Below are 25,325 nucleotides of genomic sequence, written 5' to 3'. Positions count from 1 at the left end.
AGTCGGGAGGATACGCCGAAACGTCCTGTGTTCTTGACTGGAACAAATGTTTTCTGGTATGCTGAAGCGTAAAGAGAACGAGAAACAGGGGGTCAAGATGGCAGACTGGCGCACACTTTTTCCTCGACCGATCACCTCACCTGATGACGCTGTTGCACTGGTGAATACACTTGGTTTCTGTACCTGGGGCCCGATTCCCCGGCTGGACTTCCCTAACCTGGCCGACCATATGGGGGAAACAGCGTGGAGCGTGCTTGATCGCACCTGGACATGGAAAGATGACCTCCACTTTGAACAGCGGCTCTACTATGCAAAGCTCATCGCGGGACAACCAAGCTTCCTTGCACCGGACTTTCTTCCCGACTTTATCGCGGCCCTCGGAGAAGGCGAGCGCGACCCGTTTCGGCTCTATCTGGATGGGCGGCTCTCGCGGCAGGCGCGCGACATCTATGAATATCTGAGCGAGAATCCTGTTCAGCCCACACGCGACCTGCGGCGCGGACTTCGACTCAATGAGAAGAGCATGAAGACAGTCACCGAGCGGGCTTTGCTGGAGCTACAGCGGCGCTTCCTGATCTGCAAGGTTGATCTGACCGGTCGCACCCGTGGCACCTATTCGTACATCTGGGATCTGGCAGAACGATACTGGCCCTCCGCCTTTGAACAGGCGAAACAGATCGAGCCCGAGGCCGCCCGGGAGCGCATCCGCGAACGCCTCTCTGTCTGTGGCATTCAACCGGATGACGCGCTCGAACAGCGGCTTTTCCTCTGGCGCTCCTAGTCACGCACGATCAGGTGGACCGGCGCTTCAGGCAGTTCCAGCAGTGTCTTGCGCAGAAAATCGGGCTTGAGATTGAGCGCGGGGACCTGATCCAGAGGGAACCAGCGATAGATCAGATGCACGTCTTTCTCATACCCGAGAAACGCTTCCTGCTGATAGACAGAGGACGAGGAGGGAAACGAGATCAAGAAATACAGCCCGAGCTCCTGAAACGTGCGCTCCCCATCCTGAAAGAAGTTCTCGGCGATCCAGAGCAGCCGTTCAATGGACGCCTGCTCGTTGAGTTCTTCGCGCATCTCACGGATGAGGCTCTCGTGCGAGGTCTCGTCAAATTCGGCGCGGCCTCCAGGCAGAAACCAGAAATCGGCATCCTCAAAGCGGTTCAGCAACACGCGCCCGTTGTGCAGGGCAACGCCTCCCACACGGCAATGAAAGCGGGTCTTGCCGTGGTCAAAAGAAATCATGGTCAAGGTCTTACTCCTTTTTGTGTAGAAACGAAGGGGGAGGCTTATTCTATCTCAACAGCATCTGGCAGTCAACAGGAGGCAGAAAAAAGCGCCCGATGGGCGAGCGCTTTCAGGCGGGACTGCTGATCTTAAGGGCCTCGACCCACTGGCGCACCGTAATCAGTGGCGACAGGTCGGGCAGTGTCTGGCGGAACCGGTTCGCCAGCGCAGCCGCTTGCGGCGGCTGTAAGCCCGTGCGCTGTAAGAGTTCGGGCGTGCTGAACAACGTTGTGGGCGTGCCGGTGAAGACCAGCGAGCCATCACGAAACGCCACCACCCGCTGACAGTATTCCGCAACGAGTGTCATATCATGCGTAATCAGCAGAATCGTCTTGCCCTGCTGCTGAAGCTCGCACAGCAGTTGCATGATTCCATTGATCGAGCGGAAATCCTGCCCGGTCGTTGGCTCATCGACAATCAGAATATCCGGACCCATCGCAAGCACCGCTGCCACTGCCAGCCGTTGCCGCTGGCCCTTGCTCAAAAACAGCGGGTCTTCATCCGCATACTGAGTCAAGTTCACGGCTTCAAGGGTGGCCTCAACGCGTCGGCGGCGCTCTGCCAGCGGCACACCCAGATTCTTCAGGCCATAGGCTACCTCATCGCGTACCTTGCGGCAGAACAATTGATGATCCGGGTTCTGGAAGACATAGCCTACAGAAAGCGGGATCCGTTTACGTACACGTTTACGTGTCAGATCCTGCCCGAGCACCCGCACCGTTCCCCCGCTATGTCGATAGATCCCGGCAAGGATCTTCGCGAAGGTTGTCTTCCCGCTGCCGTTCGGCCCCAGAAGCGCCAGCATCTCCCCTCGATGCAACGACACCGAAACGTCTTTCAGCGCAAGCGTGCCCTCCTCATAGCGATAGCTCACATGTGACGCCTCAATTACCGGCTCCCGGACCGGTACTTCGCTCACTGGAGGCGTAACGTTCGGCGCGAGCTGCGGCGGCATGAAACACTGTTCCGCCTCGGCCAGCGTCAGCGGCGGGCGCTCCTGATACATACGATCTGTCAGCCAGGAGATACGCACCAGTTCGCCCGTGGACGCGCCACTCTCCTGCAAAAGCTCACGCTGTGCATAGAACCTGGCAGGAGGCGCAACCAGCTCAAGATGTCCCTCATGCAGCAGAGCAATCCGATCACAGAACGCGGAGAGGATGTCGGGATCCTGCTCAACCAGCACCACCGTCATCTGATAATCGCGTCGCAGCCGGGCGATAGTCTCCACCACCTCCCGCTTGCCCACCGGGTCGAGGTCGCTCGTCGGCTCGTCAAGGATCAAGAGCCGGGGCCGCAGCGCCAGAAAGGCCGCGATTGCCACCCGTTGCTTCTGGCCGCCTGAGAGGTCCGCCGGATGAATATAGGCCGCGCCGGGCCACAGATGCGCCAGCCCGACACTCGCCAGCGCCTCGCGAGCCCGCTGCACGATTTCGGTCTGCGGAAGATTGCGAATCTGCAAGCCAAAGCCCAGTTCATGCAACAGATCCATCCGCAGGAACTGGTTCTCGGGGTCCTGTAAGACCATGCCTATCTGCTGCTGTCCGGCGCTCTTCTCGGTGATCGGCTCTCCAAGCGCCTCGACAGTACCACGAAAATATGAAGGTAGTTGCTCGGTGGACAGACGGGCCGAATAGGGAAGAATGCCCATCAACGTACGGCAGAGCGTGGTTTTGCCCGCGCCACTGGGCCCGGTAATACCAAAACACTCCCCCTCATTGATGGTCAGCGAGATATCGCGTAGCGTCCAGGGATTCGGCTTCTCGTTAAAGGTCGGATAGCGCCACCAGAGGCCCGCGACCGAAACAGCGACAGACATCTTCTTCCTTCCCTTTCCTTTACAAGAGCTGTAGCAGCCATGTCGTCAGATGCAAGCGGGGTCCAAAAGTCAAAAAGAGCAGGATCGCACAGACAAGCAGAGCGGCCCAATCAAGCGGGCGCAGAGGCTGCACCTCATAAAAGGGCTCGTAGCGCCGGGTAATGCCATAGCCTCTCGCCTGCAAAGCATCGCCGATCTCGCTAGAACGCCGAATCATCACGGCAACCATCGGCACGGCAGTACTTGCCAGATTGCGAAGCAGACGAATAAAGCTACTCGGTCGGGCATGAATCGCCCGGGCTACCTGTGCCTGCCTGATGGTCTGATAGTCGGTCAATGCGAGGTCAAGCGCGCGAAAGACAGTGCTCACAAAGAAGACGACTGGCTGTGGAACGCGCAGTTGCCGAAGCAGGCCGATCAGCTCGGCATCACGGCTGGATGTCACCAGCGCGATAGTTGCCAGCATCATGCCCGAATAGCCAATCACCTTGACGAAGGCAAAAAGCAGGCCCTGATCGCTGATATAGAGCGCCAGCGGATGGAAAAACGGGATACTCACCAATGGCCATGAAGGCAGCGACCAGAGATTCGTGACAAGCAGCGTGATCGCTATCGCAAGCACAATCCCCAGAAACAGGCCGCGCCGCCAGAGAAAATAGCCGCCCGCGATCGCCAGCCAGATGACCTGCCAGACCGCGAAGCCAAGCACGATATGACCGGAATAGACAGGCACATTGACCAGCGTCAGTCTGCCAGGCACCGGGTTAAAGAGCGTCCACGAGAGAAAAATACTGAGGAGCGCAGGCAGAATGAGGAGAATATAGAACCGCGCCGTCCGCCACGGCATCCCCGCGCCAAGAAATATCACCAGTGAGAACGCCCAGAAGAAACAGGCCGCCACCGGATCGAAGGGCGCAACGTTGATCGCACGCAACTGGGCCAGCGAGAGACAGAGAATCAGCAGGATACGCGTCAATAGATGGAGCTCCGAGAACGGGGCCCCGATCCGCCGTGTGAACAGGAACGAGCGCACATAGCGTCGCCCCGCCGGGACCTGCAAAAAAAGCGCGTCTTGATTGGCCTGACTACTCTTCAACGGAATATCCTCCTCTCCCTGAAACCTGTTACAGGACATACTTCTTTTTCATACCACTCAGTGCTTCTAGCTATTCAATATAGAGCATGAAATGGGCAATCTTCAACGAAGAAAGCCCGGGAGGGAAAAACGGCCTAAGAGCCAATCAGGCGTAGAAATTCAAGACGCGTTTCACTTTCCGCCCGAAACACACCCCTCATCACAGAAGATGTCATAATGCCGGGAGTTCTGATGCCCCGCGAGACCATGCAGAGATGCTCACCTTTCAGCACAACAGCAACATCCGGCGTACCGGTAATACGGCTCACCTCATCGGCTATCTGCTCACCGAGCCGCTCCTGAAGCTGCAATTGATGCGCAAACTGATGCGCGATCCGGGCAAACTTCGAGAGACCAAGCACCTGATCGCCAGCGATATAGCCAATTGCTACATCGCACCAGAACGGCATCAGATGGTGTTCACACATGGAATAGACGCGCAGTCCGGAAACACAGACCATCTGATCTGTGGACACGGACGAGAAGCAGGTGTCGGTCACCCCCGGCTCGTATTCGATGAATTCACGCCAGCTATCGGCCCAGCGACGCGGCGTGTCGCGTAAGCCCTCGCGGTCCGGGTCTTCACCAAGCGCCTGCAACAGCTCGCGACCCAGGCGCAACAATGCTCCATAATCAACGCGTTTTGATTCATGCAGCACAGGCCGCTGCTTCTGTTGCCCGTTTTCGCGGGCTTCGTCCGTGTAGAGCGCCATCTTTACACCTCTTTTCGTGAGAACAGTCTAGACGCCGCGCTTATTCCCCCAGAGCAGCACATGCAACTGAGGCAGTACGGTAACGGTATACCATCGATCCTCCGTTACGCGCTGAATCAGCCAGTCGAGCCGTTCAAGCAGCCCCGCCGTGTCAATCGTATTCGAGACATGGGGCGGCGTATGGTTCCCGACCTGCAAATACAGCGGAACCTCGGGGTAACGCGCCGCAAGCTCCTTCGCGTAGGCATAATCGACTTCATCAAAGATGACTATCTTCAAACAGATGGCCGGTTGCTTCTCGCCCTGACGCGCATACTGCAAACAACGGTCCAGACGCTCCCAGTTCGTCGGCCAGGGATTTCCCATCCCCGGTGCTTTGGGAGAGAGCGTCAGATAGTCGAGTTTCGCGAACCAGGGCTGCGCAATACTCCCCTGCGTCTCAATCGTAAAAGTGTAACCAGCCTCGTGGCCGAGATCAATCAGCGCTTCCAGCGGCTGCATGGCAGGATTGCCGCCCGAGAGCGTCACCAGGATCGGCGTCTGATTGGAGAGGCGTTGAATCTCGGCAAAGATCTCGGTGGCGCTCATTGGCTTCCAATCGCCCTTGTACTCGGGCAGCACCGCATAGAGCGTATCGCAGCGCTGGCACCGATAGTCGCAGCCACCGGTACGCACAAACACGGTTGGCTTGCCGATCAGTGCGCCCTCTCCCTGAATCGTCGGACCGAAGATCTCGGAGACGGCTATTGTCTTTTCCGCCCGCTTAACAGCAACGCTCATACTCACTCCAATCCTCGCTCAGCCCTGGTGATCTCGGCATAGCCTTTTGCGGTCTCCCAGAGCCGCACACGGTACAGCAGATCTTCGGAGACGCCGCCTGCAACCAGAGCATCCCAGATCCAGTGAACCAGATTTTCCGCGGTGGTGCGAATCCCGGTCAGCGCGTTCAGGTCGTTGTGATCCATCCCGCCACGCTCAACGGGCTGTGCAGCCGGACCACGCGGCACCGAGTCCCCCAATTCCTCTATAATCGTCCGATTGACAATCGACTTCAGGTCGTCAAAATCCATGACCATGCCATCATAGGACTGGCCAGGCGCCTCCTGAATAGGGCCACGCAATGAGATTTCCAGGCGATACGAGTGACCGTGAGGACGGCGGCACTTTCCCTTATGGCCGGGTAAATGATGCATCGCCTCAAATGTAAATTCTCGTGTCACTATCGCGTATCTTGGCATAATGCTCCTCTAGGATTATCTTTCGTAAACCGATGGGTCCGGCTCACGCTCGTACACGGTTGGATCAGGCACGCCTGCCAGCAGGAAGGCTTCGCGACGCTCAACGCAGGTGCCACAGAGACCACAGTGCTGCTCTCCACCCTCGTAGCAGCTCCATGTCTGCTCAAAGGGCACACCCAGGCTTGCCCCCAGACGCGCAATCTGGGCTTTCGTAAAGCGCATAAATGGCACCTCAACCGTCACCGTGTTATCATCCATTGAGCGAGCAAGCATGGTGTTAAAGGCCTCAACAAAGGCCGGGCGACAATCAGGATACTGTGAATGATCCCCCGCATGTGCCGCGTAGGCGATCACGCTGGCTCCCTCGTTCCACGCCACTGTAGCCGCCTGAAGCAACATGTTCGGGTTACGATAGGGAACGACGGTGATCTTCATGTTGTCGTCGCTGTAATGGCCGTGTGGCATCTCCACATCAGCATTGAGCAGCGCAGAGGTCGAGTTTGGCGAGAGGCGAGCAATCGGAAGCTCAATCGTCTCGTGCAGGATCTCAAGCGCCTGCGGGCCGCTGCTGTAGCGCTGGCGCAGGTGCTCAATATAGCGCTTCGCGTAATCCAGCTCTTTCAGATGCCGTTGTCCATAATCGAACGACAGAAGATGCAGGTTGAAGCCAGCAGCCGCGTAATAATAGGAAAGCACACAGCTATCCATGCCGCCACTGACAATCAGCACTGCTCGACGCGTATTTTTCATAGCATCAGACATGAACTTCTCCACTTCTTCAAAATACCGCTTCACAGATATATACCACAGTTACACCTGCTGCATGTAGCGCCGATATTCGGGACGAGGACCGGTATACCCTTCCTTCGCATGCTCAGCAAATACGATGGTTTTGATATTGCCACGCACGGTAAAATCGCCCACGACTCGCATCCAGCGCGGCGAGAGCAGTGCAACGAGATCATTGAGCACCGTGTTCACCGAGCTTTCATGGCTGATCTGGCGGTCGCGATATCCATTGATATACAACTTCAAACTCTTCAATTCAACAACAGAGGCATCAGGCACATAATCGATAACAAAGGTCGCGAAATCAGGGAAACCAGAACGGGGACAGAGACAGGTGAACTCCGGGATCTCGAAGTGCACGACATAATCGCTCTCGGGATGCGGGTTCGGCCACGGCTCAAGCTTGTTGGCCTTGATCTCATCTATGCCGTATCGTCCCGGCACACGCTGCTTCTCTTGCTCCTCTGACATAGCTATCTCCTTTTTTGATTCTCATCCTTTATCTAAACAATACCATCTTCAGCCATTGTTCAGAGGTCTATTTTACTTGAGGACGTGGCATGCGTAAAGGCCATTTCAGAGATAGGACATGGCTATTTCAGACGGACGTCCAAAAAAGCAGCGATGCGGTTAAACGCAGCAGCCGTTTTTCACTTTCGCTCCTGCGAGAGATAGAGCCGGAACGAGTAGGCAAACAGCGAAACGCCAAGAATCAGGCCGAGAATCAGGGCGATCGCTGAACTCGGCTGATTGCCGTTATAGGCACGATAGAGGAAGACGGCCATCAGTAGCAGCGACGCAAGCGTGTTAATCACGGGCGGCTGCCTGTACCAGAGGAACTTTTTCTGCTGCTGCACGGCTTGCTGATGCGCGGTGACGGCTGCATTTGCATATTGAATTGTTTGAAAACCCCAGATCAAGGCAATCGCCATATCCAGTGTCAGCAGAGAGAGACTGAGCGAACAGAAGGTGAGAATGATAGCAAAAAAGGAGACAAGTGAGATCAGCAGTGTTAACTTGTCTGGACGAGACGTTTGCATCTTTGCGGGCCTTTCTGCCACTGGTTGGGCGGTGCTCAATCACTCTTTCGTGCTTCCCTCCATCATACAACATCGATCCTCTATACTGCCTGCCTGCATGTCTTCTGCTATTCCTCTATCAGCCTCGTGGACGCCGAATCTGTGGCTCCTCAACATAATAGCGCGGCAAATGCCAATCCCAGTAAATAGCCGCGACCCGCAGCCCCATTACCGTTATCATCGTGATCGTGTTATATAGGATCTCATGCAGCCCCAGATGCCGCAGTACCAGATAGACGATTGCTCCCGCACAGACAGCCGTGATATAGATATCGCGCTGCAAAATCATGGGAATTTCAGCACAGAGAATATCGCGGATCAGGCCGCCGGCCACCGAGGAAAACGCAGTCATAATCACCAGGATCACAGGTGAGAGACCATATGAGGTTGCAATGGATGCATTAATGACAGTCAGTGTCGAAAGCCCGAGCGCGTCAGCAATCACCAGCGAGGTACGTGGAGGCCGAAAGAATCGCGTGTAAAGCATGGTTGCAATTCCCGCCGCAACGCTTAACCAGAGATAGGTGTTATCCATAAACCAGAAAATGGGATATCGACTCAGCAACACATCCCGCACCGTGCCCCCACCCACCGCCGTTACTGCCGCGATCATCAGCACGCCGAAGAGATCAAGCCGCTTGCGCCCTGCCGTTAAAGCGCCACTGATCGCAAACACGATAGTCCCAAAAAGGTCGAGCCAGTGAAGAGAGAACATCTGATAAATCCTTTTACTTGGTTGTATGCAGAAAATTGGCAAAAAAAAGAGCCGGTAGCAAACAGGCTACCGCTGTTATTATAGTGTTGTCGCAGCTCTTTTTTCAACGGGGATGTCTATGAGAAAAACCGCGCCACTGGATCCCCCTCTCACACCTCAAAAAGAAGAAGAGGAGCGCCTGAACGCTCCTCCCGTTAACGCAAGAGGTACAGGAAAAGGAGTTTGCTACCGAAGATGCATCTGTTCGAGCACCTCTTTCAAGAGGTCCGGGCGGTTGGTAATCACGCCATCAGCGCCGAGCTCGATTACCCTGCGCATCGTTGCCGGATCATCAACCGTCCAGTAATGCACCTGAAGCCCGAGAGTATGCGCGCGCTCGATCAGGAGCGGGTCGATCAGATTGATGCCCTTCTCATCGGTCGGAATCTGTAACACGTTGGCCTGGGGTCTGTAGAAGAAAGGAAGCATAACCTTATTCGCGATCACAAAACGCGTGACTTCATCTTCTCCGGCGCTTAACGGCGTCTTGCCTCCCGACAGCTTCACGAAGTTGTCAAGCAGGTTCTGATGGAACGAGGCGACCACCACGTGTTGTTCAAGATGATACTTCTGAATCAGCGCCCACAGTTTGGCCTCAATCTGTGACGGGCCATTCTTCGGGTAGGCATCTTTCATCTCGACATTGTAGTAGAAGCGAGCGCCATATTTCGCAAAGAGCTCCTCAAGCGTCGGGACCGTGACCCCCTTGCCGCGATAGCTATGGTTTCCCTGCAAATCAACGAACTTGTAGCCGGCATCCAGCTTTTTCAATTCAGCCAGCGTAAAAGAATCGACGCGTCCGGTACCGTTCGTCGTACGATCCACCGTTGCATCATGCATCAAGACAAGCTGCCCATCTTTTGTCATATGGATATCGGTCTCAAGTACATCGACATTGAGAGAAGCAGCCAGATCAAACGCCGCCATTGTATTGCTCGGAGCAAGCAGTTCACCCCCTTGATGCGCAATATTGAGCGGCTTTCTCGCTCCGGTCAAAATAGGAGCGCGATGAGGGATCAAAAGGGCGTCATAGAGTAAATAAGCACAGAGATAAAGAGCGAAGAGAACAAAGAAAATATGAGGCCATACAACACGTTTCCGTTGTGTCGCTGTCTGGCGTGACTCGTCTTGAGCCATGTTCACCCCCTGATAATCTTGTTGAGGCAGCTTTGTCTCATGCTCCCAAGTATAGCGCCTTTGCACGCCCTTTGTCATCGGTTTGGCGAGAGCAAAACAAGATATCAGGCACCCGACAGTGCTTAGCAGTCTTTCAGTTCGCCTTCCAGATCATCTACAAACTGACGAGCCACGCGACCGGAACGCCCATTATGCTGACGCTCCCAACGAAGCGCTCGCTCATACAGCTCTTCTTCCGGTAGCTCAAGGCCACGCTGCTCAGCAAGGCTACGAACGATCTCAAGATAGTGGGCCTGAGCAGGAGGAGTAAAGGTCACACGCAGGCCAAAGCGGTGAACCAGTGACTGCTTTTCATCCATCGTGTCGCGCCAATTGGTATCAATGCCGGGCTTGCCGCGCTCCTGAAAGTTCTCACGAATCAGGTTCATGCGGTTAGTCGTGGCATAGATCAAAATATTCGCCGGACGCGCCTCAGCCGTGCCTTCAAGCAACATCTTGAGCACCTTGTACTCGGTCTCATGCTCTTCAAACGAGAGGTCATCAACGAAGAGGATATAGCGCGGAGCTCTCTCACGCAGTTGCCTGACCACGCGGTGCAGATCGCCAAGCTGCTCGCGGCGCACCTCTACCAGCCGTAGCCCGCGATCGGCATAGTGATTGACCAGTGCCTTCACCGTCGAGGATTTCCCTGTTCCCGGAGCGCCATACAGCAGCGTGTCATGGGCGGGCAAGCCAGCAAGGAAACGCTCGGTATTGGCCTTGAGCCGGGCCTGTTGCTGATCATACCCCACGAGATTGGCAAGCTGGATCGGGTCGGGATGAGCAATTCCCTGAAGTCCCTCTTCCACGCCCTGCCAGCGCAGCACACGATATCGGGCCAGCGGTCCGGTTCCATGCAGCGACCAGTAGCGTTCCAGCGGCTCAACCAGCTCGCCCCAGTCTTTCGTTTCCGCGATGATCAGTGCCAGCTCGTGACGGGGAGAATGGGCGCCATTGCGTCCCAACGGTGCCAGATCGCGCCAGGGAAGCCAGGCATCCGAAAGGACAGGAAGTGAGACCCGCATTCTGCGCAAGACAGCGTGCAACAAAGTGTCAGCATCGATCCGAAAGAGCATTTGCAGGGCGCGGAGATCCCGGCGAGCCTGCTCACGCAAGACAGGAGAGACCCCGGCAGCGCCATGACGCTCTACTTGCCTGCTCCACGGGTTTTCATCATCAAGCAAACGAGCGATCAAATACGCCTGCCATGCGTCAGAGAAGGTCGGCACTGCCTCATTGCTGACCGCGCGTGCCAGCATGCGGAAAGCCTCGCCATACGCCCGGGCTATCTCGGTTGCCTCGGTGCCCTGTGTTCCTAAGGCGGTGAACAGCGAAAGCACCGCCTGAGCCGTTTCATCATTCAGGGTGTCTTGAAGCAATGCCAGTCCGGACGTCGCATAGATTGCTTCACGAAACAGCTCATGTGTCTCCTGAAAAGACGAAACAGAATAGTCGTCATACATAAGGCGGATTTTCTCTTTTCTAGCGATACGTTCGATACAACAGATCGATACAAGAAAGTGTATCACCAATAGATCTCTATCCGCCAGATTGCCAGCCCGAGGCAACACCAAAGTACCGTCAGCACCGTTCTCGTCTGTTCTCAGCTCCTCTTCGAGTTCTCTCTGCATAATAAAGAAGGAGAGGGCCCCGAAAACGGGGTACCCTCTCCCACAGCAGGGTATGCTATCCATTACTGGTACTTGGAGACATTCGGGCAGGAGCCGCTATTTGAAATGTAGACCTGGCTCCAATCGTGGCTATAGGGCACCAATCCGGTTGCTTCCTTCGGCATGCCCTTCACGCACGGCTTGAACAGCACCGCACTATATGGCTGGTAGATTGGAATCCAGACCACATCATTGACAAGCTGCTGCTCAATTTGATGGTACTGCTTCAGGCGCTCCTCGCTGTTGCGATTCACGTCGGCCTTTGCCATTGCCTCCTGATTGGCTTGCTGCTCTTTCGCAGTCGTTGAAGAGTTCTGACCGTAGTTCTCGTAGTTGCTGGTTGAGCCTTTTGCCCAGAGGAAAGTAGTCCAGTAACGCGGGTCCGGTGTGCCGGCGCTCCATGCCAGACGCCACATCTGCGGTCCCTTCGAGTTGTTAATCATGCTTGGCAGGTCGGCAACCAGCTTGTTGAAGTCCACCACGTTCAGCTTGACCTCGATGCCAAGCACATCCTTCCACATCTGCTGGACTGCGGCAATCTCGTTATCGATATCCTTAGAGATTTTGGAGACTGTCATAGAGATCTGCGGGAAGGTGTCGCGTGTATAGCCAGCCTCTTTCATCCCTTCCTCAAGCAACTGTTTGGCCTTCTGCGGATCGCCCTTCGTCGAAGTCACGCCCGCGGGCCCGGTCAAATCCGGGTTATAGCCCGGGTTGCGCTGTGGCACCAGGTGGAAGGTAGGAATACCGTTATCACGATAGACGTTATGTACAAGCGCATCCTTGTTGATTGCAAGAGCAAACGCCTGCCGGATCTTGATATTATCGAACGGCTTCACCAGATAGTTCATCGAGTAGTAGCTGATGACCTGGTTCAGCACCTGCCGGAACTCGTTCTTCTGCTCGCGGGCTTTCGCGATATTGGGGGCGGGCACCGTCGCCGTATGAAGCTGTCCACTCTGATAGGCGCGGTAATCAACACCGCGATCCTTATAGAAGGCGATGACCAGCTTCTTGAGCTGTGGCTTCGGCCCGTAGTAGTTAGGATTGGGGACAAACTGAATGTCGACCTTGCGATTATACTTGTGGAGCAGCCAGGGACCGGAGACGTTCCCCTCATCAAGATGCTCGGTCCAGCGGTTTCCATATTTCTCGACAAGATCTTTCTCTAAGGGCACCGTACCACCGTGGCCAGCAATGTTGGAAAGGAAGTAGGCGGAAACATCCTGCGAGGTCACGATCACGACCGTCCTGGGATCCGGGGCCATGATACCGACGCCGATGATTGACTTGATCTTTCCTTTCATCAGATCATCGTAGCCCTTAATCATATCCAGACTTGAGGCCTGGGGCGCTTTCGTTGCGGGTTGCAGGTACCGATCCATCGAGTAGGCAATGTCGGCGGCGGTAATGGGCTTCCCATTGTTATACTTCAGACCGTCACGCAGCTTGAAGGTCCAGGTTACGCCGTCCTGGCCAACGCTCCAATCCTGGGCCAGATCACCTACAATCTTGAGATCATCATTCAATGTAATCAGCGAAGCAAAGAGCTGCCCGACCGAATCAGCAGAGGCTGTATCATTGACAAGAGCGGGATCTAGCGTCGCGATGTCCTCAACGCCCGACTCCGGATAGATATAGATCTGTTTGTTATCCGGAGCCTTATCACCTGACGTCTGGTTGTTAGGGGTTGTCGGATTACCCCCGCATGCCGCGACAAGCAGCGCAAGCACACAGAGAGCAAAAGATAGCAGGGTGTACGTTCGTCTTCTCATGCGTCACCAATCTTTCTTTCAATGACAATAGGTAGAGGGGCCAGAAAGATAAAAAACACGCAGGCACCATTGCTAGATGTGCAGCACCCTTCTCCATTCGTTATCCTTAATTACGTCAATTCATGGAGATTTCTCACAATGAGGGGGAGAGAAAAATTTCATTCAAAAGACAGGGAACAGCGCTCAAGCACGGGAAGCAATGGTTGAGGTAATATTGAAAAGAAGAAGGAGAGAAGCAGGCGTACTACTCTTTTTGCTTCAGGCGTTGCACACCGAGATAGGTCGCGTAACACAGAAGAGCAATACCGGCAATACAAGCAATAATCGCGAGCAACAGGCCCGGCAGACGGTGAGATTCAAGCGCCAGAAAGAAAGCAACCGCGATACAGAAGAAGCCAAAACAGGCCATGATCTGGGGACACTCTCGCCATTGTGGGATCTCGCCGCGCATGACCTCTTCATGATAACGAAAATAGGCTCCATGCAGGTTCACCAGGCTGAGCACCAGAAAGATGACCGGGATAACCAGCTCCGGGTGAATATTATGCAGTACGCTAATGACAAGCAAAATGATACAGGCAAGCAGAATAATAGCTGCTGGCAGAAAAAGAACCAGGCGTGGGCGGCGGTAGTGCATATGCTTCATAGCAGGTCCTCCACTTTCAACGCTTCAAAGCAGCGCACCTCTCCAGCAAAGAGTGACAGATATCTATACGTCTTTCACGCTGTCACCCCCGAAAAAGATGCTCTGCTATTGATCCTCCGCCGGGAGCACACACACAACCAGCAACCCGATATTATCAGCGCCGCCATTTTTCAACGCCGCCTGCACCAGCCGCGCACTGATATGCGCCGCCTCCGTTGGAGTGGCCGCCAGAATACGTTCAATCTCATCATCGCGCACCATCTCCCACAGGCCATCCGAGCACAACAGCAGTATATCGCCAACCTGCAACGGCACACGGAAGAAATCCATCTCAGCAGTGGCCGTATCGCCCAGACAGCGATAGATCTGGTTCCGCTTCGGGTGAGTGTAGATCGCTTCGGGAGCGATCACGCCATTTTCCGCCAGGCGAGCGACAATCGAATGATCGCGTGTGATCTGTTTCAGTCCCTTGCCCGCTCGGTAGAGATAGGTGCGACTGTCGCCCACATTGACAATGTAGCACATTGTGCCGACAAGCAGCGCTGTTGTGACCGTCGTCCCCATCATATCCGCTTGCTGGCGATTGCGCCGATAAATGGCAAGGTTGGCCCGATGCACCGCGTCTTTTATGATATCGCCGAAGGACTCGTTCTCGCCCGCGTTGTGCAGCAGGGAGGGCGTCACCACGTCGCTGATCGTCTGGATAGCGAGCCTGCTTGCTTCCTGTCCCTGCACATGCCCACCCATGCCATCAGCCACCACAAACAGCCCTACCGGAATCGAATCATCCCCGCCGGGACGCACACCCTGCATCGCAAAGATGTTATCCTCATTGGGCGCGTTCTTCCGCTTCAGGCCGGGATCCAGGCCCATTCCGACCACATATCGAATATGCTCGGTCGGTAGAATCGCGGTCGTCTTCGGCCTTGCGATCGGTTGCGGATGCTGGAGCGTCAGATCAAGCAGCTCATCGGAGTTTTTCGCCTCGATATCGGTCAGCAGCGGAGCGGATTCCTGTACCGCTGTGGCCGTCGCCGCGCCAAACGAGGGTCTTGACGCGCCAACAGTGGCATGTTGCAACGGTCTGGTGGGCTGCGCAACATGCACAGGAGCCTCTTTCGCACGCTCACGGGCCGCCATTGTGCGGGCCATCTGCTCGGCCTCTTGCAGCTCCAGAGCAAAGCGCCGTCGCTCATCCCGGAGCTGCCACCAGAAACGCACAACCCACCCGACGGCTAACACGAAGAGGAACCAGAACAACGCCACCGAGAGCGACAGCAACACAAGCCCGCTCAGAGGATAGAGAAGCGAAGGGCCACGCTGCTCCCAGAGCGCCGACAAATGAGGAAGCATTGAAAAGAGCGAGCGCCACATCCAGGGCGGAAAGCCTCCCGGTATCCAGTACAGTAATCCTCCAGCCAGGAGGAGCGCCAGACAAAGCGCGATCCGCACGCCGCGATAGTTTTCAAAAGACGTTTTCAGCGTTTCCATACGCTACCTCCTGCAATTCCCTGCATAAAACAGCCAGGAGAGCAGATCGGGCCACTGCTCTCCTGTTGCTTCGCTACTGTGCTTTATATGGGGCAATGTCCATTGTTGCCAACGATTGCATGTTGTTGTAGAGCCACGTAACACCCTGCTTCATCTCGCCCGAGGCCGGGTCCTGCTGGCCGCTGTAGGCATTGGTTGCGTTCGCGATCATGTTGTTGATCAACGAAAGGGTGGTGTTACCCTGCTTCATTTGCCCATCCTTCATGTTTATTAACGTTTTGGCATCGGTGCGCACCTGCTGCAACCAGCCATTGATATTATTCAGCGCCGCCACCATCGCGGTCGCATCCTTGCGCAGCGTCGAGGCCGCGCCAGGAGACTGGAGGAGCCCATTCAGATGCGTCATCATATGGGTGAAGAAGCACGGCGGATCTTGCGTCGGGCCAGCCACTTCCAGCAGGCCGATATGGGAAAGCCGCTCATCGACCAGCAGCGGCGCGTTTGATGGCAGATCCCGCTTCACGAAGAGCGAGCCATCAAGGTATTGCAGGATCCGTGCTGTCTGCCTGCGGATAAAGTCGGGGTCTTGCCGCGCCTCCCAGGAATCGCGCATGCTGGTTGACCATTCCATGATTTTGCTGACATTGCGGTAAAACCAGACGTTCAGCCCGCCGGGGAGTTCCAGCTTATCCAGCGTGGGATCACTCGCCAGCAGGTGACGCAGATGGTCAAGATAGCTATATTCTTTCCCCTCTTCGGGCAACTTGATCGGCACCTGCGAAAACTCGCCGTAGTAGCGCCAGGTATCAAAGCTCGGCGAAGGAGCCACAGGAGCGACAGTAGCATCTTCTTCGGTGATCAGAAAGCGGCTGGTGAATGCAAGCAGGTTTGTATGATTCTGATCGCCCTTGTAGAAAAAGCGCGTCTTGCCATCCTTGATATCCAGCACGCCGAGCCGCACAGTACGGTTATCACCATTGTTTTTATCCCCGAGCAGCCATGCGTAATAGCGCTTACCGGGAGCAGGCGCGGGCATATTGCTGAGCTCAACAACGATCTGATCGGAGATGCCCTGATTACTGCGCTCGCTTAACTGGCGGCTGCTGATAAACGAGATATGCCCGACACGCTGTGGCGCAGCCGGAGGGGCCGAGGTATCAGGGAAGCCATTATAAAAGAACAGGAACGAGCCAAGCCCCGCGATAGTCAGCGCGATTACAAACAGGATCATGAAGAGGCGGAAGGGCTGGCTGCCTCCTCTCACAGAGGGGGGTCGAGAAGGGGGCCGTATGGTTGGCATCGGTTGCGTCTGCTCGGCTGGCGGTTGCCGGGGTATGCGCGGCTGAGGCCGACGCGGTAAGGGCTCATCTAGCGGCTCTATAGGCCGTCGCGCCCGGGAAGGTGCGGCGCTTTTCGATGGTGGGTCGGAACGAGGAGGTATTTTCTGGATCATCGGCGGTGGCTCTTCCTCATAAGGAGGCTCGACGAAGGCAACTTCTTCTATCTCATCGGTAGAGGGGAAACCGGCAGGTACCAGCGTCTCCGCCTTCAGTGGCTCGGAATCACGCTCCCGACGCGGCGAACGATACTGGTTAAGCGGGCCAGTAGAGCGCAAAGGGCCACTAATCAACCTCTGCCGCGTCAACTGACCGGCTGCCAGCGCATTCGCCAGTGCATCCATTGAGAGATACACCGGAAAGCCAAAGCGGCTGGCAAGCTGCGTCAGATGCCCACTGTGTGGGATCACAAAGACCAGTGGCACGTTCAACTGTCGCTTGAGATGCCGCAGGGATGAAAAGTCGTCGGGGCTGCGCGGCACCTTTGCCTGATTGCCCGGAACAAGCACCACCGGCTTCTGTTGCTCACTGATTACCTGTAGCAGCTCAGCTTTTTCGTCGGTCGCTTCTATATAGAGAACGCAGAAATCTCCATTATCACTGTATTTCATGATTCCCTCATTTCTCTTTCCCGCTGCACAAAACCTGGCGGTCTCGCTCACATACGAGCTCAACGACGCTGCACGTCTTCGGCTCAGGTCTCATGATAGGCCGGGTTCTCAAGGACACGATGATGTTCTGCTTGCTTATGCGACTTGAGATTGACAGGCGTCTGCCCTTTTTGTACGGGACGAGGAGAGCGTCCATAGAGCGGCGTTGTGCGTGTACGGGCCGTTCCCGTGCGGGGCGCGCCCCCCAGTTGTCGCAAGGTACGAGTATCCCACGCACGGCGCGGCGGCTCTGGTGGCTCACTCAGCCGCCGCACGCGCTGGATCAGCAGCCAGACCATACCCGGCAGCGATAGCCAGGCACACAACCAGCATATCGACTGAATCAGCAGCAGCGTCAACGCGAGGCCATGTTCCCGGGCGTACTGAGGCAAGGTCGGCCAGATCTTCACAAGCAGCAGCCAGGCGGGCGGCGGGAAACCTCCCAGACGCACCAGGACAACCAGTCCGATACCACAGGCAAGCAGGGGCAGCAACAGGCCACTCTTCGAGCTATCAGACACCCTTGAGAGGCGCTGAGCCAGATGAGAGAAACGCAGATAGAGAAGGCCTCGACGCGTCTGAGGCCGTTCCGCGGTACCCCAGGTGTGAATAATCGCCCCGGCCACAATCAGCGCTCCCCCGAGATATCCATCAAGTGGCAGCATTTCCCCAAGATAAAAATGCGAGAAGATCGCCCCCAGTACCGGTTCAAGCACACAGATAAAGGCAACCGTTAGCGGCGAGATGTAGCGCTGGAGCGTGACCGTCACCAGCGTGGGCACACAGGTCGTTCCGAAAGCCACATACAGGATACTCCAGAGATCTCCAGGCAACGACGGATGCACCGACTGCCAATCACCGAAGAGCAGCGCCATCATGTTAGCCAGCAACGCCATCGTAAGAAGCTGGACCCCGAAAAGCGCCCAGGGAGCCTCCTTATCTCGCTGTTCATAATCCGCAACAAAGACATACAATGTACAGAAAAGTCCACCAATGAAGGCAATCAGCGAGCCACGCAGGTTCTCCGGTCCCATCGGCGAATTAAAAATAAGCAGGCAGGCCCCAACAAAGGAGACCAGCCCGGCAAACCATGTTGCCTTAGAGATCGGTTGCCGCAAAAAGAGCCAGGTTCCGACTGCCGCCAGAAAACCATTCAGCGAAGGGAAGAAGGCCGTACTGGTAGCGCTATTGTGCTTCAAGGAGATCGAGAGCATAAAGAGACCCAGACCGAGACAGCTTCCCATCAGCACTCCGCTCTTGATGACCGAGCGATTCAGTTGTTTTCGATAGTAGAAGAGTACACAGATTGAAAGTGGTAAAAGAGAGACAAAAGCAAAAAAGGTAAAGATGATAGGATCTATATGTTCTAATGCGCCCTTCGATACTGCATAGTACGATCCATACAGGAACGTGTTAAGTAAAAAGGCAACAAATGCCAGCGCTTTCATACGTGAACTCCTTCCCGAGTACCGCTCGTGGCATAGACGGAAACGCGAGTTTTTTCTTTTTCCATGTATGCCCGTCTATCAGCAAGTATAGCGGATGAAAAGGCGCAGAATGCCCTTTTTCTGCGTAAATCGACTCTGTGTGCTTACGCTCAATCACCCGGAAGGCGCTCCAATTTGGGGTAGATGTCGTTGCTTTTTTGGACGTGTAAGTATGGCAAAGAGGGTTCCGACGGTGGCGCCGAAGCGAAAAAGGGGGCCCTGATGGAAGGATGAACTGAAGCGTTCAATCCTCCTCGTGCTCAGGGCGGGTGGGTAGTATATACCTCTCCGTGCAATCAGATTGCAACAAGAGGGGTTCTATGCCAGCCTCCGTAGGGAAGCGACACTCTTCTATTCTTTCTGGCAAGCCAAAAAACGGACATGCCACCGCCCGACAGGTCTGAAAAATGGTTGGAGGCCTGCCGTTGACCCCCAACCACACTCACTCAAGAACCCATCACACAACTCTATTGGTCTGGCTTAGATGAGCTGTGTGACAAGCTGATCGATGGTAATACCTTGCAGGAACACCGAGACCGGAACCGTTACCTGAAGGTCAGTATTAATCCTGTTGCGCAGCTCGACCGACATCAGCGAGTCAATGCCAAGCCGATTCAACTGCTGATAGACATCGAGACGCGTTGCCGAAAGACCAAGCACCTGAGCGATCTGTTCACACACATACGCCTCAACCGCCGGGCGCTGCTCCTCGGGTGGAAGCGCCTGAAGCTGTTCCCGGGTCAGACGGGAGCGACTGCGGGTGTTCTCTTCCTGCGGTTCAGCCTCTTCTTCGAGAAGACGACAAAACAGCGAGCTCTTTTCCAGATGCCTGTACGAGCGCAACCACTTGTGCACATTCAGAGCCATCACGCTGACCTGCGTTGCGCTATCCTGAAGCATCTGCCCGAACACGGCCAATCCATCAGCAGCCCGCATGCTTGCAACACCAACGCGATCGAGCCGCGAGCCACGATTGAACAGGGTTGCCTGGCCGACCTCGGCCCAACGCCCCCAGTTGATGGTCAGGGCAGGATAGCCGCGCACACGCCGATAGTGCGCAAGGGCATCAATGAACGCATTTGCAGCAGCATAATTTCCCTGTCCAGGAGAGCCAATCAGCGAAGCGCCAGACGAGAACAGCACAAAGAAGTCCAGCGGCTCATAGCGCGTGTGCTTGTGCAAATTCCATGCTCCATCAACTTTCGCGGCCATCACAGACAGGAAGCGCTCCCGGTCAAGCTGCACCAGCGTGCTATCATTCAAAACCACAGCACAATGGATCACGCCACGCAGCGGCGGCATCTGGCGGCGAATGTCGGCCAGCAGATCGACAACCTGCTGCTCCTGTGCCACATCAACGCGAGCCACATGCACGCTGGCCCCCATCTCGCTCATCTCGGCAAGGGCTGGTTCCACTTCAGGAGAGACGCCACGCCTGCTGACCAGCACCAGATGTCGCGCCCCCCGCTCAATCATCCAGCGAGCCAGGCGCAGGCCAACGCCACCAAGACCGCCGGTAATCAGGTAGGAGCCATCCGCACGGAACCGCATCTCTTCCTGAAGATTCTCGGGCTGATAGCGGACCAGGCGCGGCGCATAGCGGTTCACGCCCCGCAAGGCCAGCTCGTCTTCTTCGCCATCCGCACTCAGCTCACGGAACAGAGCAGCGACGTTATCAGCAGTCAACAATGCATCCAGATCTATCAACGAACAATGAACGTCAGGATGCTCATAGACAAGCACGCGCACCAGACCCCAGAGCGGCGCCTGAGAAAGAGCGCAGGCCCGATCTTCCCGCTCAACAACCTGAGTTCCTGCCGTGACAACCCAGAGCCGTGGTGACTCCGCGCTCTGGAAGCCCTGCAACGCCTGCACAAGCGAAATCAACCCCATACAGCTCATGGTTATTTCCTGCTGCATGCCGCTTAATGTGGGCATCTCCACCTGAGCGCCATTCAGCCCCCACAGGTACAGGATTCCCTGACAGCTCTGCTGTGCGAAGGCGTCCTTAAGCACGGCACGAAGCGTTTCCGGCTCCTCAGGGTTGGCTTCATAGATGTTTGTTTGAATCTTTCGATATTGCTGCCCCGGCATCACTAACACAGCAGAGGCTCCTGCGGCCTGCAACCAGCGTTCAACCGTTTGTCCGGTGCCGTTTGCATCGGCAAAGATCAGCCAGCGCTGCCGCCGAACCTCACCGTCCCATGACAGCGGCGGCAAGGCCTCCCAATTCAGCGCATATTGCAAGCGTCGACGGCGCTCCGCGATCACCTCGGGCGCGGTATGCTCCATACGTTGCAGGCCATAGCCCACAACCTCAAACAGGAGCTCACCCTGCTCGTTAAGCATATGCAGATCGCAGAGAAGTGAATAGCGTCCCTTCTCGGTCGCGTCCCTGATAACGGCGTGCACCCAGAGCGGTTCATGCACATCGGGATGGCGATAGAAACGAATATCTTCAAAGCAGACCGGGAGATAGGGTTCATCTTCCGGTTCTTCGGGCACAAACGGAATCACAGCCTGCAAACAGGCATCGAGCAAGGCAGGATGCAGCCCATAGGCACTCAGTTCATGGCGCACCGACTCAGGAGCGACCAGTTGCACCATCGTCTCGCGCTCCTGCCGCCAGATCTGCGCGACCCCCTGAAAACTGGTGCCATGTGTAATATTCCGGCGACGGGCTCCCCGATAGTGATCATCAGCCGTAATAGTCTCTTCCCAGGTTGTCGACGCTTCCATCGGAGATGGCCAACACCTGCCTCCAGGCGACTCAATAGCCTCCTGCACCACCTGTACAGTGCCGAGCGTGACCCACTGCTTCGACTCCTCATCCTGCCGCAAGAATTGCAGCAAGAAGTGGCGCTCTTCCTGAGTTGGCTGAAGCGTGATCTGAAGCGTTTGCGGCTTCTCATCTGAGAAGAAAACAGCGTTCACAAGATCGAGACCCACCAGATGCGAGCCAGCAGCGCCAAAAATCTGTTCACTGGCCGCCAGCGCCATTTCGATATAAGCAGAAGCAGGCAATAGAGGCGTGCCATAGGCCAGATGCTCCGCAAGGTAGGGCACACTCGCGGTATCCAGCGTGAAGGCCCAGACATAGGTATCAGGCTGAAGTGCCAGTTGGACCGGTTTGCCGATCAAAGGATGTCCACCATCCTGTGAAGCGCGTCGACCACCACCAGGCTGCAGGAAATAGCGCTCGGTTGGATCGCCGAGGTTCTCATTCCAGAAGCGCTCACGCTGCCACGCATAGAGCGGCAGAGCAACCGTGCGCCCACGCTGCGGGTACAGGGCCAGCCAATCAGGCCGATAGCCATATGTGTAGAGTGAGCCCAGCGTGTTCAACAGCGCAGCGCGTTCAGGCTCTTCGCGGCGCAACGTGCCGAGCACCAACCCGCTCTTTCCGGCAAACTGAAGACAGAGCCGCGTGGGAGCGACCAGCACAGGATGCGGGCTCAGCTCAAGAAAGGTATCGAAGCCCTCCCGTGCAAGGCGCTGAATCATCGTCGAATAAAGCACCGGTTCGCGCAGGTTCTGCACCCAGTAGAGTGCATTGCACTCCTCGCCCGAGAGCGGCTCGCCTTTCACCGTCGAATAGAGCGGCACAGTTCCCGTACGGGGTTGAATATCCTGAAGCAGCCTCAGCAGGTCGTCGCGCAAGGGGTCCATCTGCGGGCTATGCGAGGCGACATTAACCTTCACAAAGCGAGCAAAGATATTCTGCCGTTCCACCAGCGCAATAATCTCACGCAATGCGGCAGGATCGCCAGAGAGCACGGTTGAGTTCGGGCTGTTGCTCACGGCAATGGAGACCCGATCAGCATAATCGCTTATCAGGGCACGAGCGTCTTCCATTGAAAGCTCAACAGAGGCCATCGCCCCTCTCCCGCTGGTACGCAATAACAACTTGCTCCGCCCACAAATGATATGCGCGGCATCTTCCAGACTCAAAATGCCTGCAACATAGGCAGCGGCAACCTCGCCCATAGAGTGGCCAACTACTGCCGCGGGCTCCAGACCACGCGCACGCCAGAGAGCCGCAAGCCCGATCTGAAGAGCGAAGAGCATAGGCTGAATAATGTCGATACGCTCAGCAGCGATGCCCTCACCGCTTTGAAATTGTTCGATCAGCGACCAATCAACAAACCGGCTCATCACGTGGTCGCAGCGCTCAATCACTTCGCGAAACACAGGTTCATGCTCAAACAGCTCCTGACCCATGCCAACCCACTGTGAGCCCTGCCCGGGGAAGACCCAGACCATCTTCTGCGCACGTCCAGCGATCACGCGTCCGGCATGGCAATCAAGCACCGTTTCACCCTGTAAGAAGGCCTCGAGCTTGCCCTGTGCCTCCTGATGTGACTGTGCGATCACAGCAAGGCGATGCTCCTGATGTGTGCGCCGGGCACTGGCCGTATAACAGATGTCGTGGAAGGCCAGAGAACGCCCTTCATCCTCTTGCAGGAACGTGTAGTAGCGGCGAGCCATCTCATGCAATGCGGGCTCCGATTGAGCGGAAATGGTCAGCAGGTATGGCTGCTCCTTGTCATAGTGCGGATAGACTCTTTTCGGGGGTTCTTCAAGCACAATATGTGCATTGGTTCCGGCAATGCCAAAGCCACTAACACCGGCCAGACGCGGTCCTTCATGTTCGGGCCAGGGTGTCAGTTCAAGCGGCAAACGAACCGGGAGCGTATCCCAGGGGATCGCGGGGTTAGGCTGCTCAAAATTCAGATTCGCGGGGATCTCGCCATATTTCAAACACAAAGCGGTCTTGATAACGCCAGCCATACCGGCAGCGCTTTCAATATGGCCGATATTTGTCTTGACGGCGCCAATATAGAGCGGTCGATCTGCCGGGCGTCCTTCTCCCAGCACGCGCCCGATTGCCGTCACTTCAACAGGATCGCCAACGCTTGTCCCCGTGCCATGCGCCTCCACATAGTGGACATCGGCAGGACGTACGCCAGCGGCAGCGTATGCCTGCTGTAACACATCCATCTGCCCTTCAATGCTCGGGGTCAAAAAGAGACCGGTGTTTCCGTCATTATTCGCTGCTGTCCCTCGGATTATCGCATGAATAGGATCCCCATCAGCCAGCGCCCGGGACAGTGGCTTCAAAACCAGCACGCCCGCGCCCTCGCTGCGGACATAGCCATTTGCGCGGGCATCAAACGTCTTGCATTTGCCATCAGGGGCCATCATATTGCCCTGAGAAAAGCTGATAGTATAATCAGGATTAATCAGGAGTGAGACACCGCCAACCAGCGCGAGACTACAGGAACCTGCCTGCATACACTGGCAGGCCAGATGGAGCGCAACCAATGAAGATGAACATGCAGTATCAAGAGCAACGCTGATCCCTCGTAAGCCAAGCGCGTAAGAGATACGCCCGGCCACTCCACTACGGGCGCTCCCGGTGGCACCGTACACATCCAGATCGCCAGGTCTGCTCACCTGAAGATCCCAGTAATCTCCTGTCGCCGATCCAACAAAGACCCCCGCTCGCTCCTTTGCCAGAGCCTCCAGAGAGAGCCCGGCATCTTCCACAGCTTCCCAGGCCAGTTCCATCATCAGACGGTGCTGCGGGTCCATGCGTGACGCCTCACGAGGAGCAATGCCAAAAAAGGCGGCGTCAAATTGATCCACCTGATCGAGGAAACCACCCCACTTTGTGACCATCTTCCCCGGTGTGGCCGGCCTGGGATCGTACACCGCATCAACATTATACCGATCGGCAGGAACCTCTGAAATGGCGGAGCCTCCACGACGAAGCAAGCGCCAGAAAGAGCGTACATCAGGGGAACCAGGGAAGCGACAAGCCATACCGATAATCGCAATCTGTTCCATGTGCATTCCATCCTTTGAGAAAATGGACTATCTCACCGGTCAAGGGCTGTAAGGGTCCTGATCGGACATGTAGAATATACAATACACAACATCCCTACGAAGCTTACCCTTCTCGTGTGTAACATGTAGTTTTACACTCAAAAAAGGAAAATCTGTTTCTTACACCTGTACCCCCTCCTTTCCTCCACTTACAACAGAAACAGACAGTCAAACAAAAGGAACAAACATTACGATAAACTGAAAAGCGGTCATTGCACAACAGCTATTTAACATTTTAATCACTTTGTGAACAAGAGGCAATGGGCTAATGCAAATATTCCTATTCTTTTGCATTTTTTTATATAATTTTAATACGTAACTACCGTTATTTACATAGTCTTATTTAAAGTTAGGGCTTCTCATGTAACAGGGAGCAGACATGCGACAGAT

General features: G+C 55.7%; 19 protein-coding genes. 1 reads left to right on the top strand and 18 read right to left on the bottom strand.

The genetic code is table 11. The features are described from left to right. The first annotated feature begins 58 nt into the window (after positions 1-58). Positions 59-781: an AlkZ-related protein gene (locus tag KTH_RS03370; protein ID WP_497616440.1), complete on the top strand. Its 723-nt coding sequence runs from the start codon at positions 59-61 to the stop codon at positions 779-781. On the opposite strand, the gene KTH_RS03365 is transcribed toward KTH_RS03370, so the two are convergent. The 18 genes from KTH_RS03365 to KTH_RS03280 form a co-directional block, all read right to left on the bottom strand. After that, entirely contained in the window at positions 778-1,245 is a 468-nt protein-coding gene (locus KTH_RS03365; RefSeq protein WP_111323927.1) for an NUDIX hydrolase, read from the bottom strand. The genes KTH_RS03370 and KTH_RS03365 overlap by 4 nt on opposite strands. 112 nt (positions 1,246-1,357) lie before the next feature. Next, entirely contained in the window at positions 1,358-3,106 is a 1,749-nt protein-coding gene (locus KTH_RS03360; protein WP_497616438.1) for an ABC transporter ATP-binding protein, read from the bottom strand. 19 nt (positions 3,107-3,125) lie between these two features. Further along, positions 3,126-4,241 carry an energy-coupling factor transporter transmembrane component T family protein gene (locus KTH_RS03355; RefSeq protein WP_497616436.1) on the bottom strand — a complete coding sequence of 372 codons (1,116 nt, stop codon included), beginning with the start codon at positions 4,239-4,241 and terminating at the stop codon, positions 3,126-3,128. Between the two features lie 95 nt (positions 4,242-4,336). Beyond that, positions 4,337-4,954 (bottom strand): GTP cyclohydrolase I, encoded by a 618-nt coding sequence (gene folE / locus KTH_RS03350; protein WP_111323930.1) that lies wholly within the window; start codon positions 4,952-4,954, stop codon positions 4,337-4,339. A 27-nt stretch (positions 4,955-4,981) separates the two neighbouring features. Further along, on the bottom strand, positions 4,982-5,734 hold the full coding sequence (gene queE / locus KTH_RS03345) for a 7-carboxy-7-deazaguanine synthase QueE (RefSeq protein WP_497616434.1): 753 nt from the start codon (positions 5,732-5,734) through the stop codon (positions 4,982-4,984). 2 nt (positions 5,735-5,736) lie between these two features. After that, the gene (locus tag KTH_RS03340; RefSeq protein ID WP_497616433.1) at positions 5,737-6,192 is read right to left on the bottom strand and encodes a 6-pyruvoyl trahydropterin synthase family protein; all 456 of its coding nucleotides are present in this window, start codon (positions 6,190-6,192) and stop codon (positions 5,737-5,739) included. A gap of 15 nt (positions 6,193-6,207) precedes the next feature. After that, complete coding sequence (gene queC / locus KTH_RS03335) at positions 6,208-6,954, bottom strand: 7-cyano-7-deazaguanine synthase QueC (RefSeq protein WP_211326231.1); 747 nt, start codon at positions 6,952-6,954, stop codon at positions 6,208-6,210. A gap of 48 nt (positions 6,955-7,002) precedes the next feature. Continuing rightward, entirely contained in the window at positions 7,003-7,452 is a 450-nt protein-coding gene (gene queF, locus KTH_RS03330; protein WP_497616431.1) for a preQ(1) synthase, read from the bottom strand. Positions 7,453-7,631: 179 nt separating this feature from the next. After that, positions 7,632-8,021, bottom strand: a complete 390-nt coding sequence (locus KTH_RS03325; RefSeq protein WP_111323934.1) for a hypothetical protein — start codon at positions 8,019-8,021, stop codon at positions 7,632-7,634. Positions 8,022-8,139: 118 nt separating this feature from the next. Further along, positions 8,140-8,775, bottom strand: coding sequence for a trimeric intracellular cation channel family protein (locus KTH_RS03320; RefSeq protein WP_497616429.1), 636 nt, complete (start codon positions 8,773-8,775; stop codon positions 8,140-8,142). Between the two features lie 225 nt (positions 8,776-9,000). Further along, complete coding sequence (locus tag KTH_RS03315) at positions 9,001-9,951, bottom strand: glycerophosphodiester phosphodiesterase family protein (protein ID WP_497616427.1); 951 nt, start codon at positions 9,949-9,951, stop codon at positions 9,001-9,003. A gap of 122 nt (positions 9,952-10,073) precedes the next feature. Beyond that, a complete protein-coding gene (locus KTH_RS03310; protein ID WP_497616425.1) occupies positions 10,074-11,453 on the bottom strand; it encodes an ATP-binding protein in 1,380 nt (459 codons plus the stop codon). Between the two features lie 230 nt (positions 11,454-11,683). Continuing rightward, positions 11,684-13,435 carry a peptide ABC transporter substrate-binding protein gene (locus KTH_RS03305; RefSeq protein WP_497616423.1) on the bottom strand — a complete coding sequence of 584 codons (1,752 nt, stop codon included), beginning with the start codon at positions 13,433-13,435 and terminating at the stop codon, positions 11,684-11,686. 244 nt (positions 13,436-13,679) lie between these two features. Further along, entirely contained in the window at positions 13,680-14,081 is a 402-nt protein-coding gene (locus KTH_RS03300; protein WP_497616421.1) for a hypothetical protein, read from the bottom strand. A 105-nt stretch (positions 14,082-14,186) separates the two neighbouring features. Beyond that, positions 14,187-15,572, bottom strand: a complete 1,386-nt coding sequence (locus tag KTH_RS03295; RefSeq protein WP_497616419.1) for a PP2C family protein-serine/threonine phosphatase — start codon at positions 15,570-15,572, stop codon at positions 14,187-14,189. A gap of 73 nt (positions 15,573-15,645) precedes the next feature. Further along, the gene (locus tag KTH_RS03290) at positions 15,646-17,520 is read right to left on the bottom strand and encodes a hypothetical protein (RefSeq protein WP_497616418.1); all 1,875 of its coding nucleotides are present in this window, start codon (positions 17,518-17,520) and stop codon (positions 15,646-15,648) included. 83 nt (positions 17,521-17,603) lie between these two features. Beyond that, positions 17,604-19,007, bottom strand: coding sequence for a DMT family transporter (locus tag KTH_RS03285; RefSeq protein WP_497616416.1), 1,404 nt, complete (start codon positions 19,005-19,007; stop codon positions 17,604-17,606). 519 nt (positions 19,008-19,526) lie between these two features. Beyond that, on the bottom strand, positions 19,527-24,896 hold the full coding sequence (locus KTH_RS03280; RefSeq protein ID WP_497616414.1) for a type I polyketide synthase: 5,370 nt from the start codon (positions 24,894-24,896) through the stop codon (positions 19,527-19,529). Positions 24,897-25,325 lie beyond the last annotated feature (429 nt).

The organism is Thermosporothrix sp. COM3, from assembly GCF_059696735.1.
The sequence above is the reverse complement of the archived record's forward strand: the minus strand, read 5'-3'. Positions and strand labels throughout refer to the sequence as shown.